Annotated in this window: 17 protein-coding genes and 1 pseudogene; 9 read left to right on the plus strand and 9 right to left on the minus strand. The window is 73.8% G+C overall.

Annotation, left to right across the window (positions count from 1 at the left end):
- Nucleotides 1-14: 14 nt before the first annotated feature.
- The 6 genes from B086_RS0134850 to B086_RS0134875 all read right to left on the minus strand — a co-directional run bounded on the left by B086_RS0134850 (nucleotide 15) and on the right by B086_RS0134875 (nucleotide 5,492).
- Nucleotides 15-209 carry a hypothetical protein gene (locus tag B086_RS0134850; protein WP_018571071.1) on the minus strand — a complete coding sequence of 65 codons (195 nt, stop codon included), beginning with the start codon at nucleotides 207-209 and terminating at the stop codon, nucleotides 15-17.
- Nucleotides 210-335: 126 nt separating this feature from the next.
- Nucleotides 336-1,223, minus strand: a complete 888-nt coding sequence (locus B086_RS0134855; RefSeq protein ID WP_018571072.1) for a phosphatidylinositol-specific phospholipase C/glycerophosphodiester phosphodiesterase family protein — start codon at nucleotides 1,221-1,223, stop codon at nucleotides 336-338.
- A 168-nt stretch (nucleotides 1,224-1,391) separates the two neighbouring features.
- Nucleotides 1,392-2,552 (minus strand): acyl-CoA dehydrogenase family protein, encoded by a 1,161-nt coding sequence (locus B086_RS41535; RefSeq protein ID WP_018571073.1) that lies wholly within the window; start codon nucleotides 2,550-2,552, stop codon nucleotides 1,392-1,394.
- Nucleotides 2,549-3,742, minus strand: coding sequence for an acyl-CoA dehydrogenase family protein (locus B086_RS0134865; protein ID WP_018571074.1), 1,194 nt, complete (start codon nucleotides 3,740-3,742; stop codon nucleotides 2,549-2,551). Before B086_RS0134865 ends, B086_RS41535 begins: the two co-directional genes overlap by 4 nt.
- Nucleotides 3,739-4,716, minus strand: coding sequence for an NADPH:quinone oxidoreductase family protein (locus B086_RS0134870; protein ID WP_037874380.1), 978 nt, complete (start codon nucleotides 4,714-4,716; stop codon nucleotides 3,739-3,741). Before B086_RS0134870 ends, B086_RS0134865 begins: the two co-directional genes overlap by 4 nt.
- A 137-nt stretch (nucleotides 4,717-4,853) precedes the next feature.
- Nucleotides 4,854-5,492 (minus strand): helix-turn-helix domain-containing protein, encoded by a 639-nt coding sequence (locus B086_RS0134875; protein ID WP_018571076.1) that lies wholly within the window; start codon nucleotides 5,490-5,492, stop codon nucleotides 4,854-4,856.
- An 86-nt stretch (nucleotides 5,493-5,578) separates the two neighbouring features.
- Here B086_RS0134875 and B086_RS41540 point away from each other — a divergent pair, with 86 nt between their 5' ends.
- The 5 genes from B086_RS41540 to B086_RS0134900 all read left to right on the plus strand — a co-directional run bounded on the left by B086_RS41540 (nucleotide 5,579) and on the right by B086_RS0134900 (nucleotide 10,461).
- Nucleotides 5,579-6,646 carry an NAD(P)/FAD-dependent oxidoreductase gene (locus B086_RS41540; protein ID WP_018571077.1) on the plus strand — a complete coding sequence of 356 codons (1,068 nt, stop codon included), beginning with the start codon at nucleotides 5,579-5,581 and terminating at the stop codon, nucleotides 6,644-6,646.
- Between the two features lie 66 nt (nucleotides 6,647-6,712).
- The gene (locus B086_RS0134885; protein WP_018571078.1) at nucleotides 6,713-8,251 is read left to right on the plus strand and encodes an ATP-dependent DNA ligase; all 1,539 of its coding nucleotides are present in this window, start codon (nucleotides 6,713-6,715) and stop codon (nucleotides 8,249-8,251) included.
- Nucleotides 8,248-8,733 carry an NUDIX domain-containing protein gene (locus B086_RS0134890; RefSeq protein WP_018571079.1) on the plus strand — a complete coding sequence of 162 codons (486 nt, stop codon included), beginning with the start codon at nucleotides 8,248-8,250 and terminating at the stop codon, nucleotides 8,731-8,733. The genes B086_RS0134885 and B086_RS0134890 overlap by 4 nt, the downstream gene beginning before the upstream one ends.
- A 77-nt stretch (nucleotides 8,734-8,810) precedes the next feature.
- Nucleotides 8,811-10,196, plus strand: coding sequence for an NADP-dependent succinic semialdehyde dehydrogenase (locus tag B086_RS0134895; RefSeq protein ID WP_018571080.1), 1,386 nt, complete (start codon nucleotides 8,811-8,813; stop codon nucleotides 10,194-10,196).
- A 25-nt stretch (nucleotides 10,197-10,221) separates the two neighbouring features.
- Nucleotides 10,222-10,461 carry a DUF6213 family protein gene (locus tag B086_RS0134900; RefSeq protein WP_018571081.1) on the plus strand — a complete coding sequence of 80 codons (240 nt, stop codon included), beginning with the start codon at nucleotides 10,222-10,224 and terminating at the stop codon, nucleotides 10,459-10,461.
- A 163-nt stretch (nucleotides 10,462-10,624) separates the two neighbouring features.
- Here the strand turns inward: B086_RS0134900 and B086_RS44855 are convergent, their stop codons facing one another.
- A complete protein-coding gene (locus B086_RS44855) occupies nucleotides 10,625-10,765 on the minus strand; it encodes a hypothetical protein (protein WP_158690449.1) in 141 nt (46 codons plus the stop codon).
- A gap of 196 nt (nucleotides 10,766-10,961) precedes the next feature.
- Here B086_RS44855 and B086_RS0134905 point away from each other — a divergent pair.
- The 3 genes and pseudogenes from B086_RS0134905 to B086_RS0134915 all read left to right on the plus strand — a co-directional run.
- A pseudogene (locus B086_RS0134905) lies at nucleotides 10,962-12,029 on the plus strand (type III polyketide synthase); the annotation flags it as partial.
- Nucleotides 12,026-13,258, plus strand: coding sequence for a cytochrome P450 (locus tag B086_RS0134910; RefSeq protein WP_018571083.1), 1,233 nt, complete (start codon nucleotides 12,026-12,028; stop codon nucleotides 13,256-13,258). The pseudogene B086_RS0134905 and the gene B086_RS0134910, both read left to right, overlap by 4 nt.
- A 6-nt stretch (nucleotides 13,259-13,264) precedes the next feature.
- Nucleotides 13,265-13,831: a cupin domain-containing protein gene (locus B086_RS0134915; RefSeq protein WP_018571084.1), complete on the plus strand. Its 567-nt coding sequence runs from the start codon at nucleotides 13,265-13,267 to the stop codon at nucleotides 13,829-13,831.
- A gap of 101 nt (nucleotides 13,832-13,932) precedes the next feature.
- On the opposite strand, the gene B086_RS0134920 is transcribed toward B086_RS0134915, so the two are convergent.
- Complete coding sequence (locus B086_RS0134920) at nucleotides 13,933-15,159, minus strand: acyl-CoA dehydrogenase family protein (protein ID WP_018571085.1); 1,227 nt, start codon at nucleotides 15,157-15,159, stop codon at nucleotides 13,933-13,935.
- A gap of 169 nt (nucleotides 15,160-15,328) precedes the next feature.
- Here B086_RS0134920 and B086_RS0134925 point away from each other — a divergent pair, with 169 nt between their 5' ends.
- Nucleotides 15,329-15,973: a TetR family transcriptional regulator gene (locus B086_RS0134925; RefSeq protein ID WP_018571086.1), complete on the plus strand. Its 645-nt coding sequence runs from the start codon at nucleotides 15,329-15,331 to the stop codon at nucleotides 15,971-15,973.
- Between the two features lie 217 nt (nucleotides 15,974-16,190).
- Here the strand turns inward: B086_RS0134925 and def are convergent, their stop codons facing one another.
- Complete coding sequence (gene def, locus B086_RS0134930) at nucleotides 16,191-16,736, minus strand: peptide deformylase (RefSeq protein WP_018571087.1); 546 nt, start codon at nucleotides 16,734-16,736, stop codon at nucleotides 16,191-16,193.
- Between the last annotated feature and the right edge of the window lie 32 nt (nucleotides 16,737-16,768).

The following is a 16,768-nucleotide window of genomic DNA, read 5'->3' on the forward strand; positions in this document are numbered from 1 at the left end:
GGGCCCCCACCGTGTCAGGGCCGCAGGCTGCTGACGATCTCGGCGGTGGCCGCCAGCCCCTCGTGGATGGTGGGCGCCATGCTGGAGCCGGCCAGGAAGAAGCCGAGCATGCCGCAGACCAGGGCATGGGAGCACTTCAGGGCGCCGTTGCGCACGAAGATGATCGCCAGGATCGCGAGCAGCAGCACCACCGAGATGGAAATGGCCATCGTCAACCTCCTCCGCCACGCCCACTTCGCGGCTTTCGGCCGCAAGTGTGGCGTAGCGGAGGGTTCGTCCGGGCGGCTGACGTGTCCGCCGAACGTGTGGTTCTGCCGGTGGCCGCGCGAGCGGTCCTACGGCCTGGCCGGGCGGCCGCCGCGGCCCTCGTGGGCGTCGAGGAAGGCTTCGAGACCGGCGAGGTCGTCGGTGTTGAGATGGTCGACGCCCGCGGCGAGCAGCTCGCTCCACAGGGCGTCGCGGGCCGGTCCGGGGGCGTCCGGGGTGGCCCAGAACCGCACCCGCTGCCCGTGGGCGTGGGCACGGGCGACGATGCCGCGCAGCGTGCGGCGCTCGGCGGCCGGGAAGGGGCCGGTGCCCTGCCAGGTGAAGAGCGACGTCCAGTCCTCGCTGATCAGCGGGGCGAAGGAGGCGGGTGCGGGACCGCCGAGATCGGTGAGCCGGCCGTCGTAGAAGGCCCGGCGCATGCTCTGGGCCTCCATCGGGCCGCGGGCCGCGCGGTCGCCGGAGATCACGGCGGTGACCGGGCCGGGGCGGATGTGTCCGTGGGCGCAGCTGGTGAACAGGTGCCGGTAGCGGGTCAGGCGGCGGTCGAGTTCCCGGTAGGTGGCGGCGCCCTCCGTCTTGATGTCGACGAGGAGCTGGAGCGACCGGGCGGGTGCGCCCGGGTAGACGGAGCCGTGGTGGGCGCGGACGCGGGCGTCCAGCGGGTCGAGGTAGAGGGCTTCGAGGGTGCGCCGGGGGTCGAGGCCGGCCGGGTCGTGGGCGACCAGGAGCTGTCCGCCGACGAGGTAGATGTCGGCCTCGACGCTGCCGAAGCGGTGGTCGAGGGCGTCCAGGAGGGGGCGCGGGTGCTCGTAGTCGTTGTGCGCGTGGGCGTGCCACAGCGGGCGCGGGCCGGGCCGCCGGTCACCGGCGGCGGCGCGCGCGGCGGGCAGGGCGACGGTGCCCGCGAGGGCGGCGCCGAGGGTGGTGAGGGCTCTGCGACGGGTGGTGAGGGCCATGCTCTGCCTCCCTGGAGGGGCGTACGGGACCTCAGGGGAGTATGCGTGGCGCGCGGGCTCGACGGGCTTCGCGGCGAGGGGTGTTGGCCGGATGGTCCGCCCCTGTTCACCGGCGGCGGGACCGGTGGACGGGACGGACCCGGCTCGGACGACGAGTCGGACGGGGGATCAGACGCCGGTGCGGACTGCGGGCACGGGCGCGGGCGGTGGTGCCGGGAGGTCGGCCAGCGCGGCCAGCGCCTCCCGGTGGGCACCCGCGGTGCCGTACGCGAGCGCGTCGGACTTGGCCCGTTTCAGGTACAGGTGCACCGGGTGCTCCCAGGTCATGCCGATGCCGCCGTGCAACTGCACCGCCTCCTCGGCGGCGTGCACGGCGACGGCGGCCGCGTAGGCCTGGGCGACGGCGACCGCCACGTCGGCGTCCTCGTCGCGGGCGAGCGCGTCGGCGGCGTTGCGTGCGGCGGCGCGAAGGTGGACGGTCTCCAGCCACAGCTGGGCGAGCCGGTGCTTGAGCGCCTGGAAGCCGCCGACCGGCCGGTTGAACTGCTTGCGCTCCTTCAGGTGGGCCACGGTCTGCCTCAACGTCCACTCGGCCAGGCCCAGTTGCTCGGAGGCGAGCAGTCCCGCCCCGGCACGCAGGGCGCGGCGCACGGCGGGTTCCGCGTCACCGAGGCGACGGCCTGCGGCGCCGTCCAGGCGCACGCGGGCGAGCGGCCGGGTCAGGTCCAGGGGCACCTGCGGGACGACGACCGCGGCGGCGGCGTCGACCGCGTACAGGCCGCCGTCGTCGGCGGGTACGAGCAGGACGTCGGCGACCGCCGCGTCGGCGACGGCGGTCAGCTCGCCGTGCAGGGTGCCGTTCTCGTGGCGTACGACGGCGTGGGGTGCGCCGGGGGCGGTGTGCAGGGCGACGGCCAGCACTCCGGTCGAGGCGGCCGTGGCCAGCGCGGTGACGAGGTCGTCCGCCCCGCAGGCCAGCAGCGCCTCGGTGGCGACCACCGCGCTGGTCAGGTAGGGCACGGGCGCGACCGCGCGGCCCAGTTCCTCCAGGACGACGGCGGCCTCGCGGTGCGTGGCGCCCTGGCCGCCGAGTTCCTCGGGCACCAGCAGCCCGGCCAGGCCCATGCCTGCGGCCAGGGTCTGCCACAGCGGTACGTCGTGCGGGGTGTCCGACTCCGTGCGCGCGAGCACGTCCGGCGCGGCGCAGTGGTCGGTGAGCAGGTCACGGACGGCGGCCCGCAGCGCCTCTTCCTCCTCGGAGTACAGGAGGTCCGGCCCGGCGTGCGGGCGGGCCGCTCCGGCGGACAGGGGGTCCGGCTGGGTGCTCATCGGGCCAGGTCCTTCCAGGCGACGTCCTTGTCGGTACGCGGTTCGGCGGGCAGGCCGAGGACGCGCTCGGCGACGATGTTCAGCAGGATCTCGCTGGTCCCGCCCTCGATGCTGTTGCCCTTGGCGCGCAGATAGCGGTATCCGGCGTCCCGGCCGGTGAAGTCGACGAGTTCGGGGCGGCGCATGGTCCAGTCGTCGTACAGGAGCCCTTCCTCGCCGCGCAGTTCGACCTCCAGGCCGCTGATGCGCTGGTTGAGGCCGGCGAAGGCGAGCTTCATGCCGGAGCCCTCGGGACCGGGCTGTCCGGCGGCGAGCTGCTGGCGCAGCCGCTCGCCGGTGAGCCGGGCGACCTCGGCCTCCACCCACAGGGTCAGCAGCCGCTGGTGCAGGTCGTGGGTGCGCAGCCCGGGGCGTTCGCGCCAGGTCCTGGCGACCGGGCCGATCATGCCGCCCTCGCGGGGCAGCCGCATGCCGCCGATGGAGACGCGCTCGTTCATCAGGGTGGTCCGCGCGACCCGCCAGCCGTCGCCGACCGCGCCGAGCCGGTGGGTGTCGGGGATGCGGACGCCGGTCAGGAAGACCTCGTTGAACTCGGCCTCGCCGGTGAGCTGGCGCAGCGGCCTGACCTCGACCCCGGGGTCGGTCATGTCGCACAGGAAGTAGGTGATGCCCTGGTGCTTGGGCAGCGCGGGGTCGGTGCGGGCGATGAGGATGGCCCAGCGGGCGAGGTGGGCGCTGGAGGTCCACACCTTCTGGCCGTCGACGATCCAGTCCTCGCCGTCCCGGACGGCGCGGGTGCCGAGGGCGGCGAGGTCGGACCCGGCGCCCGGCTCGCTGAACAGCTGGCACCAGACCTCCTGTCCGGTCCACAGGGGCCGCAGGAAGCGCCGTTTCTGCTCGTCGGTGCCGTGGCGCAGGAGGGTCGGGGCGGCCATGCCGAGGCCGATGCCGATGCGGCGCGGGTCGTTGTCGGGGGCGGCCGCGACCTCCAGTTCGGCGTCGACGACGGCCTGGAGGGTGCGGGGGGCGCCGAGTCCGCCGAGTCCTTCGGGGAAGTGCACCCAGGCCAGTCCGGCGTCGAAGCGTGCCTGGAGGAAGGCGAGCCGGTCCGTCGTGGCGGGCGGGTGGGCGGCGAGCAGTTCGCGGGCGCGGCGGCGCAGTCCGGCCGCGTCCAGGGCGACGGCGGTCATACGGCGGCCCCCTCGCCCCGCGCGGGCAGCACGGAGACGCGGCCGGTGGTGACACCGTCGGCGACCCGCTGCACCGCGTCCGCCGCGCCGCCCAGCGGCACCCGCTCGCTCACCAGCGGCTTGACCGCGCCGCGGGCGGCCAGTTCGGTGAGCTGCTCGTGGCAGTGCCGCACGAGCTGCGGGTTCTTCGTGTTGTACAGGCCCCAGTGCAGGCCGAGGATCGAGTAGTTCTTGACGAGGGCGTGGTTGAGCGCCGGGGCGGGGACGGTCCCGCCGGCGAAGCCGACGACCACGATCCGGCCCTCGAAGGCGACGGTCTTGGCGGACTGGGTGTACGCCTCGCCGCCGACCGGGTCGTAGACCACGTCGGCGCCCCGGCCGCCGGTGGCCTCCTTGACGGCGGCCACGACGTCCTCGGCGTGCCGGTCGACGACGACGTCGCAGCCCAGTTCCCGGGCCACGGCCGCCTTGTCGGGGCCGCCGACGACGCCGATGACGGTCGCACCGGCCGCCTTGCCGAGCTGTACGGCGGCGCTGCCGACGCCGCCGGCCGCGGCGTGCACGAGCAGGGTCTCCCCCGCTTCGAGGCGTGCCCGGCGGTGCAGGCCGAACCAGCCCGTCTGGTAGCCGATGTGCAGGGCGGCGGCCTCGGCGTCGTCCAGCGCCTCGGGCGCGGGCAGCAGGGCGGCGGCGTCCGCGACGGCGTACTCGGCGAAACCGCCGTGGGGCAGGGCCGGGTTGGCGATGACCCTGCGGCCGTCCTCGGTCTCGCCGCAGATCTCCACTCCGGGAGTGAAGGGCAGCGGCGGCCGCACCTGGTACTGGCCGCGGCACAGCAGGGCGTCCGGGAAGTTGACGTTGGCGGCGCGCACCGCGAGGAGGACCTGACCGGCGCCGGGCACGGGCCGTTCGGTCTCCTCCAGACGCATCACCTTGCTCGGTTCGCCGTTCTCGTGCACTCGCCATGCCTGCATGCGCCCGCCTCCGCGAAACTGCGTCGTCCGATCGGTGACGGCATACTAAGCGGTCGCTTGCCGCGAGGGGAACTCCAGGGAGCACTCGCTCCGAGGGGAACTCCGGAGTACCCGGAGTTCCCGCAGCACAGGCAGCCTCAGTCGCCCTCCTCGCCCCCGCCGCGCCGCGTGGCCCGCGTGGGCCGCGCCCGTACGTGCATCCGCTCGCCCTGCGGTCCGAACAGGCTCAGGAACTCCACCGGCCCCTCCCCCGTCGATCCGAACCAGTGCGGCACGCGCGTGTCGAACTCCGCGGCCTCGCCCGCCGAGAGCACCACGTCGTGCTCGCCCAGCACGATCCGCAGCTTCCCGGAGAGCACGTACAGCCACTCGTAGCCCTCGTGGGTGCGCGGGTCCGGGTCCTGCTTGCGCCGCGGTTCGAGCACCTTGTACGCCTGGAGCCCGCCGGTCTGCCGGGTGAGCGGCCAGTGGGTGCGGCCGCCGCGCACGATGGGTCTGGCCCGCACCCGGGGATCGCCGACCGGCGGGGCGCCGACCAACTCGTCGAGCGGCACCTGATGGGCCTGCGCGATCGGCAGCAGCAGCTCCAGGCTGGGCTTGCGCAGCCCTGACTCCAGCCGCGAGAGGGTGCTGACGGAGATGCCGGTGGTCTCCGACAGGCCCGCGAGGGTCACCTCCCGCTCCTTGCGGATCCGCCGCAGCCTCGGTCCCACACCCGCCAGTACGTCGTCCGTCGCGCCCGTACCGCCTGTCGCGTCCGTCGTGTCCCTCGCCATACCCGCCATTGCAGAATCAGCAAAGCCATTTGTCAATCCCGCACGCTTGGAGCGACTGTCGCGAGGAAAGGCGCGACGAGAGGGAGATGGTCACCATGACCGAGCCGGAGCAGACGACCGGAGCCGAGCCGCGCGGCGGGCACGACGGACCCGACGGGCGGGACGAGCGCGAGGGGCACGAGGGGCACGAGGGACCCGACCGGTACGAGGTGGTCGTCGTCGGCGGCGGCGCGGCCGGGCTCTCCGCCGCGCTGGTCCTCGGCCGGGCCCGGCGCCGTACGCTCGTCGTCGACGCGGGCGAGCCGCGCAACGCGCCCGCCGCCCATATGCAGGGCTACCTGTCACGGGACGGCATGCCGCCCGCCGAGTTCCTGGCCGCCGGCCGCGAGGAGATCGCGCGGTACGGGGTCGGGCTGGTCCGGGACCGGGCGGTGCGCGCCGTACGGGACACCGCAGGCGAGTTCGACGTGACCCTGGCGGGCGGACGCACCGTCCACGCCCGGCACCTGGTCGTCGCCACCGGGCTGAAGGACGTGCTGCCCGAGGTCCCCGGGCTCGCCGAGCGGTTCGGCGACGACGTGCTGCACTGCCCGTACTGCCACGGCTGGGAGGTGCGCGACCGGGCCTTCGGCGTGCTCGCGACGACCCCGCTGAGCGTGCACCAGGCGCTCATGGTCGGCCAGTGGTCCGGGGACGTGACGCTGTTCCTGCACCGGGTCGGCGAGGACGAGCTGTCCGACACCGACCTGCGCCGACTGGCGGCGGCCGGGGTGCGCGTCGTGCCGGGCGAGGTGGCGGGGCTCGTCACCGAGGGCGGCCGGCTGAGCGGTGTCCGGCTCGCCGACGGGAGCGTCCACGCCCGTGAGGTCCTCTTCGTCGCCCCGCGCGCGGTGCCCGGCAACGATCTCCTGCGCCAACTGGGCGCCGAGCTGGGCGACACACCGTTCGGCGCCTACCCCGTGACCGACGAGCGGGGGCTGACGACCGTCCCGGGCCTGTGGGCCGCGGGCAACGCGAGCGGCTTCGCCGAGCAGGTGGTCAACGCGGCGAGCCGGGGCTACCGCGCCGGTGCGGCCATCAACGGCGACCTGCTCTTCGCCGACCTGGACGCGGCGCTCGCGGCCCAGCCGGAGCGGGAGTCGGAACCGGCGTAGCCCGCGCGACCCCGGCCGTCCGGGCGCGCAGGTGTGGAGCGGCCCCCTCCGGTGCACCATGACTGCATGTTGCTCGCCCGGCTGGCTCAGGTGTCGCGGGAGGTGGCCGCCGCCTCGGCGCGGTCGCGCAAGACCGCTCTGCTCGCGGAGCTGTTCCGGGAGGCGGCGGCCGAGGACGTGCCGGTCGTCATCCCGTATCTGGCGGGCAGACTGCCGCAGGGGCGGCTGGGCGTCGGCTGGAAGGTGCTCGGCCGTCCGGTGCCCCCGGCCGCCGAGCCCTCCCTGACCGTGCGCGAGGTGGACGCCCGGCTGACCGGACTGGGCGAGGTCTCCGGCCCGGGTGCGCAGGCCGAGCGGGCCCGGATCGTCGGCGCGCTGCTGGCCGCGGCGACCGAGGACGAGCAGCGCTTCCTGCTGGGGCTGCTGACCGGCGAGGTCCGTCAGGGCGCGCTGGACGCGGTCGCGGTCGAGGGGCTCGCCGCGGCGACCGGCGCCCCGGCGGCGGACGTGCGGCGCGCGGTGATGCTGGCCGGTTCCCTCCGGACGGTGGCCGCCGCCCTGCTCGCCGACGGCCCGCCCGCGCTGGAGCGCTTCCGGCTCACCGTGGGCCGTCCGGTGCTGCCGATGCTGGCGCACAGCGCCTCCTCGGTGGCGGAGGCGGTGGCGAAGCTGGGCGCGTGCGCCGTGGAGGAGAAGCTGGACGGCATCCGGGTCCAGGTGCACCGGGACGGCCGGACCGTACGGATCCACACCCGCACCCTGGACGACATCACCGACCGGCTGCCCGAGGTGCACGCGGCGGCGCTGGCGCTGCCGGGCGAGCGGTTCGTGCTGGACGGCGAGGTGATCTCCTTCACCGCCGAGGGCCGGCCGCGCTCCTTCCAGGAGACGGCCGGACGTGTCGGCTCCCGGCTGGACGTGGCCACCGCCGCCGCCACGGTCCCCGTCGCACCGGTCTTCTTCGACGCGCTGTCGGTCGGCGACCGCGACCTGCTCGACCTGCCGTTCGCCGAGCGGCACGCCGAGCTGGCCCGGCTGGTACCGGAGCCGATGCGGGTCAGGCGCACCCTCGTCGCGGGCGAGGAGGACGTGCCGCGGGCCGAGGAGTTCCTGGCGCGGACCCTGGAGCGCGGTCACGAGGGCGTGGTCGTCAAGGGGCTCGACGCGCCCTACAGCGCGGGCCGGCGCGGCGCGTCCTGGCTGAAGGTGAAGCCGGTGCACACGCTGGACCTGGTGGTGCTGGGCGCCGAGTGGGGCCACGGCCGCCGCACCGGGCGGCTGTCCAACCTGCATCTGGGCGCGCGGGGCGACGACGGCGGCTTCGTGATGCTGGGCAAGACCTTCAAGGGCCTGACCGACGCGCTGCTGGCCTGGCAGACCGAGCGGCTGCGCGAGCTGGCCGTGGAGGAGAAGAGCTGGGGCGTGCTGGTCCGCCCGGAACTGGTCGTGGAGATCGCCTACGACGGGCTCCAGCGGTCCACGCGCTATCCGGCGGGCGTCACCCTGCGCTTCGCCCGGGTGGTGCGCTACCGCGAGGACAAGCGCCCCGAGGAGGCCGACACCGTCGGGACGCTGCTGGCCGCGCACCCGCAGGTGCGGCCGTGAGCGGCGGCCCGCAGCGGCGCTCCAGGCGCAGTGCCGGGCTTCTGCTGTTCCGGCGCCCCGGGTCCGGCGGCCTCGAAGTGCTGCTCGGCCACATGGGCGGCCCGTTCTGGTCGCGGCGCGAGAAGGGCGCCTGGACCGTGCCCAAGGGCGAGTACCAGGAGGACGAACCCGCCTGGCGGGCCGCCCGCCGTGAGTTCCGCGAGGAACTGGGGCTCGCGCCGCCGGACGGCGAGGCGCTGCCGCTCGGCGAGGTGCGCCAGGCGGGCGGCAAGACGGTGACCGTGTGGGCCGTCGAGGGCGACCTCGACCCGGCGGCGATCGTCCCGGGCACCTTCGTGACCGAGTGGCCGCCGCGCTCCGGGCGGACCCAGGAGTTCCCGGAGCTGGACCGGGTGGCCTGGTTCGGGCTCGACGCGGCCCGTGCGGTGATCGTCACCGCCCAGGCCGCGTTTCTCGACCGGCTGGCCGAGCACTCGCTCTGACGAGGGGCCCACGCGTTGCGGCGGGCGGCGCGGCGGGCGAAGGTCGAAGCACAGCCCGCTCCCGAGGGAGGTCAGCCATGTCCATCGCCACGGTGAACCCGGCCACCGGCGAGACGCTCAAGACGTACCAGGCCATGGGCGAGGAGGAGATCGAGCGCCGGCTCCAGCTGGCCGAGGCCACCTTCCGCACGTACCGGACGACGTCCTTCGCCGAGCGGGCCCGCCTGCTGGAGCGGGCCGCCGATCTGCTGGACGGGGACCGGGACGAGCTCGCCCTGACCATGACGACGGAGATGGGCAAGCCGGTCACGCAGGCGCGCGCGGAAGCCGCCAAGTGCGCCAGGGCGATGCGCTGGTACGCCGAGCACGCCGAGGAACTGCTCGCCGACGAGGAACCGGCCGCAGCCGACGTGAAGGACTCCGGCGGCTCGCGGGCCCTGGTGCGCTACCGGCCGCTGGGTCCGGTGCTCGCGGTGATGCCGTGGAACTTCCCGCTGTGGCAGGTGGTGCGCTTCGCCGCGCCCGCGCTGATGGCCGGGAACGTCGGCCTGCTCAAGCACGCCTCCAACGTGCCGGGGACCGCCCTGTACCTGGAGGACCTGTTCCACCGGGCGGGCTTCACCGAGGGCTGCTTCCAGACCCTGCTGATCGGCTCCGGCGCGGTCGACGACATCCTGCGCGACGACCGGGTGAAGGCGGCCACGCTCACCGGCAGCGAACCGGCAGGGCGGGCGGTGGCGTCCACCGCCGGAGAGATGATCAAGAAGACGGTGCTGGAGCTGGGCGGCAGCGATCCGTTCGTGGTGATGCCGTCGGCCGACGTGCGGCGGGCCGCCGAGGTCGCGGTGACGGCGCGGGTGCAGAACAACGGGCAGTCGTGCATCGCCGCGAAGCGGTTCATCGTGCACCGGGACGTCTACGACGCCTTCACGGAGCGGTTCGTGGCCGGGATGCGGGCCCTGAAGATGGGCGATCCGACGCAGGAGGACACCGAGGTGGGGCCGCTGGCCAGCGAGCGGGGCCGGGCCGATCTGGAGGAGCTGGTCGACGACGCCCGGCGCAGCGGCGCCGAGGTGCTGTGCGGTGGCGAACGCCCCGCGTGGCCCGGCTGGTACTACCCGCCGACCGTGCTGGCCGGTGTCACCCGGGAGATGCGCGTGCACCGCGAGGAGACCTTCGGGCCGGTCGCCACGCTGTACCGCGCCGCCGACCTGGACGAGGCCGTGCTGATCGCCAACGACTCACCGTTCGGGCTCAGTTCGAACGTGTGGACCCGGGACGAGGCCGAGGTGGACCGGTTCGTACGGGACCTGGAGGCCGGCGGGGTGTATGTGAACGGCATGACCGCCTCGCACCCGGCGTTCCCGTTCGGCGGGATCAAGCGGTCGGGGTACGGGCGTGAGCTGTCCGGGCACGGAATCCGCGAGTTCTGCAACATCACCACGGTGTGGCACGGAGCGTGAGGCTTCCGCGGCTACGATCGCTGGTGTGAACCGCGAAGTGACACTCCCTCTGATCGTCGACGACCGCGGTACCTTGCAGGTGTCCGCCGCCGATGTGAGCAAGCTGCTGCGGACGGTGGGCGGCCGGTGGCTGCGGCTGGTGGAGACCGGGCAGGAGAGGCTCGACGAGGACACCGTGGCCGCGCTGACCATCGAACTGGCCAAGCTGGCCGACCGGATCGACGTCGCGTGCATCGCGCACAGCAGCGGAGCCGCTTCCGGCTGAGCGCCGCGCGCCCGCCCGGCCCGTGTGCCCTCGCCGCCCCGCGCCGCGGCCGGGCGTCCGCCCCTCCCCCGCGCTCCCCGTCCCGGGTTCCCGGGCGCGCTCCCTTTCCCGGGTTCCCGGGTTCCCGGGCGGGCCGCCGGTGCGCCGTCCGCACGCACCGCGTTCACCCCTCCCGCCGTACGGCCCGCGCCCGCCGCCCGCGCACCGCGCGCGGGACCCCGCCCGCCGTGCCGTCACCGCGCGCCGCGCGGGCCGACTCCGCGCGCACCGCCCCGGCCCGGCGGACGACGCCTCTGACCAGCACCTTTGCCGTCGTACGGAGCGCAGCGGCCGACCCTTCGGCGCCCCCGCGGGGGCCGGGCGGCCCCGGCCCTCCGTCCCCGGATTGGAGTAGTCCGGCGCGAGATCGTCGCTCTCCCGGGTGATCGTGGGTGGACCACCCTTCTGGGTGCACCACCCTCTGACCGGGGGGCTACCGGCCTTCCGGAAGGCGAAAGCAGGCACGGATCATGGCGACTTTGTGCAGGCCCTCGGTGTCCGTTCCAGAGCACGTGATCACCATGGAGGAAACGCTGGACCTCGCGCGCTCCCGGCACGCGGACCACCCGCAACTCGCGCTGGCCCTCCGGCTGATCGAGAACACCGGCGTGCGTACCCGGCACATCGTGCAGCCCATCGAGGAGACCCTGAAGCACCCGGGCTTCCAGGAGCGCAACAAGCTCTACGAGCACGAGGCCAAGGCCCGGGTCCCCGCGGTCATCCAGCGGGCGCTCGACGACGCGGAACTCCTGACCACCGACATCGACGTGATCATCTACGTCTCGTGCACGGGCTTCATGATGCCCTCGCTCACGGCGTGGCTGATCAACGAGATGGCCTTCGACTCCACGACCCGTCAGATACCCATAGCGCAGCTCGGCTGCGCGGCGGGCGGCGCCGCGATCAACCGCGCGCACGACTTCTGCACGGCCTACCCGGACGCCAACGCGCTCATCGTGGCCTGCGAGTTCTGCTCGCTGTGCTACCAGCCCACCGACATCGGCGTCGGCTCGCTGCTGTCCAACGGGCTGTTCGGCGACGGCATCGCCGCCGCCGTGGTCCGCGGCACCGGCGGCACCGGCGTGCGCCTGGCGCGCAACGGCTCGTACCTGATCCCCAAGACCGAGGACTGGATCGCGTACGACGTCCGGGAGACCGGCTTCCACTTCCTGCTGGACAAGCGGGTGCCCACCACCATGGAGCCGCTCGCCCCGGCGCTCCAGGACCTGGCCGGGCTGCACGGCTGGGACGCCTCCGACCTCGACTTCTACGTCATCCACGCGGGCGGCCCGCGCATCCTCGACGACCTCACCAAGTTCCTGAAGGTGGAGCCGCACGCGTTCCGCTTCAGCCGGTCCACGCTCACCGAGTACGGCAACATCGCCAGCGCCGTCGTGCTGGACGCGCTGCGGCGGCTGTTCGACGAGGGCGGCGTCCAGGACGGTGCGCGCGGGCTGCTCGCCGGGTTCGGTCCCGGCATCACCGCCGAGATGTCGCTCGGCAACTGGCAGATCGGGGACCAGTCATGAGCGAGAAGACGCTCACCGAACCGGATCCGGCCGCGGGTGAGCAGTGCCCGGTGCGGCACTGGCCGGCGCTCGACCTGACCGGGGTCGACTTCGACCCGGTCCTGGCCGACCTGATGGAGGAGGGTCCGGTCACCCGGATCCAACTGCCCAACGGCGAGGGCTGGGCCTGGCTGGTGACCCGCATGGACGATGTGCGGCTGGTCGCCAACGACCCCCGGTTCAGCCGGGAGGCCGTCATGGACCGGCAGGTCACCAGGCTGGCCCCGCACTTCATCCCGTCCCGGGGCGCGGTCGGCTTCCTGGACCCGCCCGACCACAACCGGCTGCGCCGGTCGGTGGCGCCCGCGTTCACGGCGCGCGGCGTGGAGCGGGTGCGCGACAGCGCCCGGCGGATGCTGGCCGAGCTGGTCGACGAGCTCGTGGCCGCCGGGCCGCCCGCCGACCTGACGGCGGCGGTGCTCAGCCCCTTCCCGATCGCGGTGATCTGCGAGCTGATGGGTGTCCCGGCCGCCGACCGGCACGCGATGCACACCTGGACCCAGTACATCCTGTCCTCCTCGCACGGCGCCGACGTCAGCGAGCAGGCCAAGGAGGAGATGGGCGCGTACTTCACGGAACTGATCGACGCGCGCGCGGACAGCACCGACGAGGACGTCGCCTCGCTGCTCGGTGCCGCCGTGGGACGGCGCGAGATCACCCTGGAGGAGGCCGTGGGTCTCGCGGTGCTCCTCCAGATCGGCGGCGAGGCGGTCACCAACAACAGCGGGCAGATGTTCTACCTGCTGCTGACCCGGCCCGAACTGGCGGACCGGCTGCGCGCCGACCCCTCGGTCCGGCCGCAGGCCATCGACGAGCTGCTGCGCTACATCCCGCACCGCAACGCGGTCGGTCTGTCCCGGATCGCCCTGGAGGACGTGGAGATCAAGGGGGTGCGGATCCGGGCGGGCGACGCGATCTACGTGTCCTACCTGTCGGCCAACCGCGACCCGGAGGTCTTCCCCGACCCGGAGCGGATCGACTTCACGCGCAGTCCCAACCCGCATGTGGCGTTCGGGTTCGGCCCGCACTACTGTCCGGGCGGCCAGCTGGCCCGGATGGAGTCCGAACTGCTGGTGGACGCCCTCCTCGACCGGCTGCCGGGGCTGCGGCTCGCGGTGGCACCGGAGCAGGTGCCGTTCCGCAAGGGCGCGTTGATCCGCGGTCCCGAGGCCCTGCCCGTGGCGTGGTGAGCGCCGATGACGACGATCGAGCCGCCGCTTCCCGCGATCGAGGATCCCGAACTCGCCGCGGTGGACGGGCTGCTCGTGCCACCGGGCCACGGCCGGGTGGTCGAGACGGCCGCCCAGCGGGTGACGTTCAAGGTGACCGGTTCGCACTCGCGCACCTCCTCCACCTTCGAGGTGGAGGTCCCGCCGGGCTTCGACGTGGGCGCCCATGTGCACACGCGCAGCGAAGAGTTGTTCTACGTGCTGGAGGGCGAGCTGGACGTGCTCGCGTTCGAGCCGCGGGTGCGGACGCCCGACCGCTGGCAGAAGTGGGAGTCCCGGTCCGGCAACCGCGTGGTGCGGGCCACCCCGGGCACGGTCATCGCCGTGCCCCCGGGCTGCCCGCACGCGTTCGCCAACCCCACGGACAGCCCGGCGAAGATGTTCTTCCAGGCGTCCCCGCCGCCGGACCATGAGCGGTACTTCGAGGAGCTGCTGGAGATCCTCAGGAGCGGCGGGCCGCCCGACCACGCGGCGATCGAGGCGCTGCGGCGGCGCTACGACATCGAGCAGCTGACCCCGCTCAGGCACCGCTGACGGCCCCGCCCCGGCGCCTCGGCCGCGCCCCGGTGACCGCCGGCGGACCCGTCGTCCGCCGGCGGGCCGCCGTCACCGGAGCGTCCCGGCCGGTGGGCGGATCAGCGGATCGGCAGGCCGGAGACCGTACGGGAGATGACCAGCCGCTGGATCTCGCTGGTGCCCTCGAAGATCGTGTAGATCGCCGCGTCCCGGTGCATCCGCTCCACCGGGTACTCGCGGGTGTAGCCGTTGCCGCCCAGGATCTGGATGGCCTGGCCGGTGACCTTCTTCGCGGTCTCGCTGGCGAACAGCTTGGACATCGAGCCCTCGGCGGCGGTGAACGGCTTGCCGTTGATCGCCATCCAGGAGGCGCGCCACACCATCAGGCGGGCCGCGTCGACGGAGGTGGCCATGTCGGCGAGCTGGAAGGCCACGCCCTGGTTGTCGATGATCGGCCGGCCGAACTGCTCGCGGGTCTTCGCGTAGTCGAGGGCGACCTCGTAGGCGGCGCGCGCGGTGCCGACCGCCATGGCGCCGACGGCGGGGCGGGACGCCTCGAAGGTGGCCATCGCCGCGTTCTTCACCCGCTCGCCGCCCGCCCTGGCCTTCTCGCGGGCGCGGGCGAGGCGCTCGTCCAGCTTCTCCTTGCCGCCGAGCAGACAGGAGCCGGGGACGCGCACGTCGTCGAGGACGACCTCGGCGGTGTGCGAGGCGCGGATGCCGTGCTTCTTGAACTTCTGGCCCTGGGACAGGCCCGGGGTGCCGGGCGGGACGATGAAGGAGGCGTGCCCCTTGGAGCCGAGTCCGGGGTCGACGGAGGCCACGACGACATGGACGTTGGCTATGCCGCCGTTGGTCGCCCAGGTCTTGGTGCCGTTGAGCACCCACTCGTCCTTGGCCTCGTCGTAGACGGCGCGGGTGCGCAGGGAGGCGACGTCGGAGCCGGCGTCGGGCTCGGAGGAGCAGAAGGCGGCCACCTTGACGTCGCTGGGGTCGCCGTACATCTGCGGGATCCAGGTGCCGATCTGCTCCTCGGTGCCGTTGGCGAGGACGCCGACGGCGGCGAGGCCGGTGCCGACGATCGACAGGGCGATGCCCGCGTCGCCCCAGAACAGCTCCTCCATGGCCATCGGGATGCCGAGGCCGGTGGCGTCGAAGTACTGCTGGGCGTAGAAGTCCAGGGAGTAGATGCCGACCTTGGCGGCCTCCTGGATGACCGGCCAGGGAGTCTCCTCACGCTCGTCCCATTCGGCGGCGGCGGGGCGGATCACATCGGCGGCGAAGCCGTGCAGCCAGTCCCGCACCTCCTTCTGTTCGTCGTTGAGCTCCATGGTGAACTCGGCCATGTCCCCTCCAGCGGCACACTGTGGTGTTACTTGCGGTAACCGTACTGTGTTACCGACCAGTAGGAGAAGTCAAGTGCCGCTGTCGCCTCGGCAGCCCGTTCGATGCCGGGAGCCCGGTCAGTGTTAGTTTGCGCAGGCGTCACCGAATCAGCACGGGTGGGGAGAGATCATGGACACCACGCAGCGGACCGATCAGCAGCGGTCCGCCGACCGCCGACGGCGCGAGCTGCTGGAGGCCGCCGACCGGGTGGTGCTGCGCGACGGTCCGCACGCGTCGATGAACGCCATCGCCGCCGAGGCGGGCATCACCAAGCCGATCCTCTACCGCCACTTCGGCGACAAGGGCGGCCTGTACGCCGCCCTCGCCAAGCGGCACACCGACGCCCTGCTCGACTCGCTGCGGGCCGCCCTCGACGCCCCCGCCGAACGGCGCGCCCGCGTCGAGGCCACGCTCGACACCTATCTCGCCGCCATAGAGGCCAGGCCCCAGGTGTACCGCTTCCTGATGCACCCGGCGGAGGGCGGCCAGGGCGGCGACCAGGGCTTCGACGTCGGCAAGCACTCCGCGCCGCTGCTGCGCCGGATGGGCGAGGAGCTGGCCCAGGTCATCGGGGAGCGCCTCGACCTCGGACCGGGCGGCCAGCAGCTGGCCCGGGTGTGGGGACACGGCATCGTCGGCATGATGCACGCGGCCGGCGACTGGTGGCTGGGCGAGCGCCCCTGCTCGCGCGCGGAACTGGTGCGCAGCCTCGCCGACCTGCTGTGGGGCCGGCTCGCGGGCGCCGGGGACAAGGCCGGAGGCCCCGGCTTCTAGGGCCTGCCGTCAAATTCCCGCCTGCCTCGCGACGCCATGCACGCACTCTCGCCGCACCGGGCCCAGACCCGAGTACGTCCAGTACGCGGGCCAGGGCCCGGCACGCCGAGAGCACGCACCTGACGCCGCGAGGCCCGCCCTCCGGGCGGACGACGGGAATTTGACGGCAGGCCCTAGCACCCACCCGGCCGCGGACAGCCACCCGGATCCGCGACCGTCACCCCCGGCGGGCCCAGGGTGCCCTGGCCGCCTGCCGCAGCACTCTGCGCCGGCGCAGGCCCGTGACATGATCCACATACAGACGGCCGTCCAGATGGTCGCACTCGTGCTGGAGGCAGCGGGCGAAGAATCCCGTCCCCTCGACGGTCACCGGCTCCCCCGTCACTGTGAATCCCGCCACGACCGCGTGGTCGTGGCGCTCGGTCCCCGCCTCCAGGCCCGGCAGCGAGAGACAGCCCTCCGGACCGCGCAGCACGATGCCGTCCGCCGCCACCAGACGGGGATTCACCACATGCCCCAGATGCCGCACGTCCTCGTCGTCGGGGCAGTCGTAGACGAACACCCGCAGCTCCTCGCCCACCTGGTTCGCGGCCAGTCCGACCCCCCGTGCGGCGTACATCGTGGCGAACAAGTCCTCCACGAGCGAGGCCAGTTCGGGACCGAAGGCGGTGACCTCCCGGCAGGGTGTGCGCAGCGCCTCGTCGCCGAGGAGGGTGAGGGGCCGTACGCGCCCGCGGGCGCCGGGGATCGAGCCGTGTCGCATGGCGGCAAGGGTACGGTCCTTCTGCACGCGCG

It is taken from the genome of Streptomyces sp. PsTaAH-124, assembly GCF_000373685.1.
GTDB classification, from domain to species: Bacteria; Actinomycetota; Actinomycetes; order Streptomycetales; family Streptomycetaceae; genus Streptomyces; species Streptomyces andamanensis.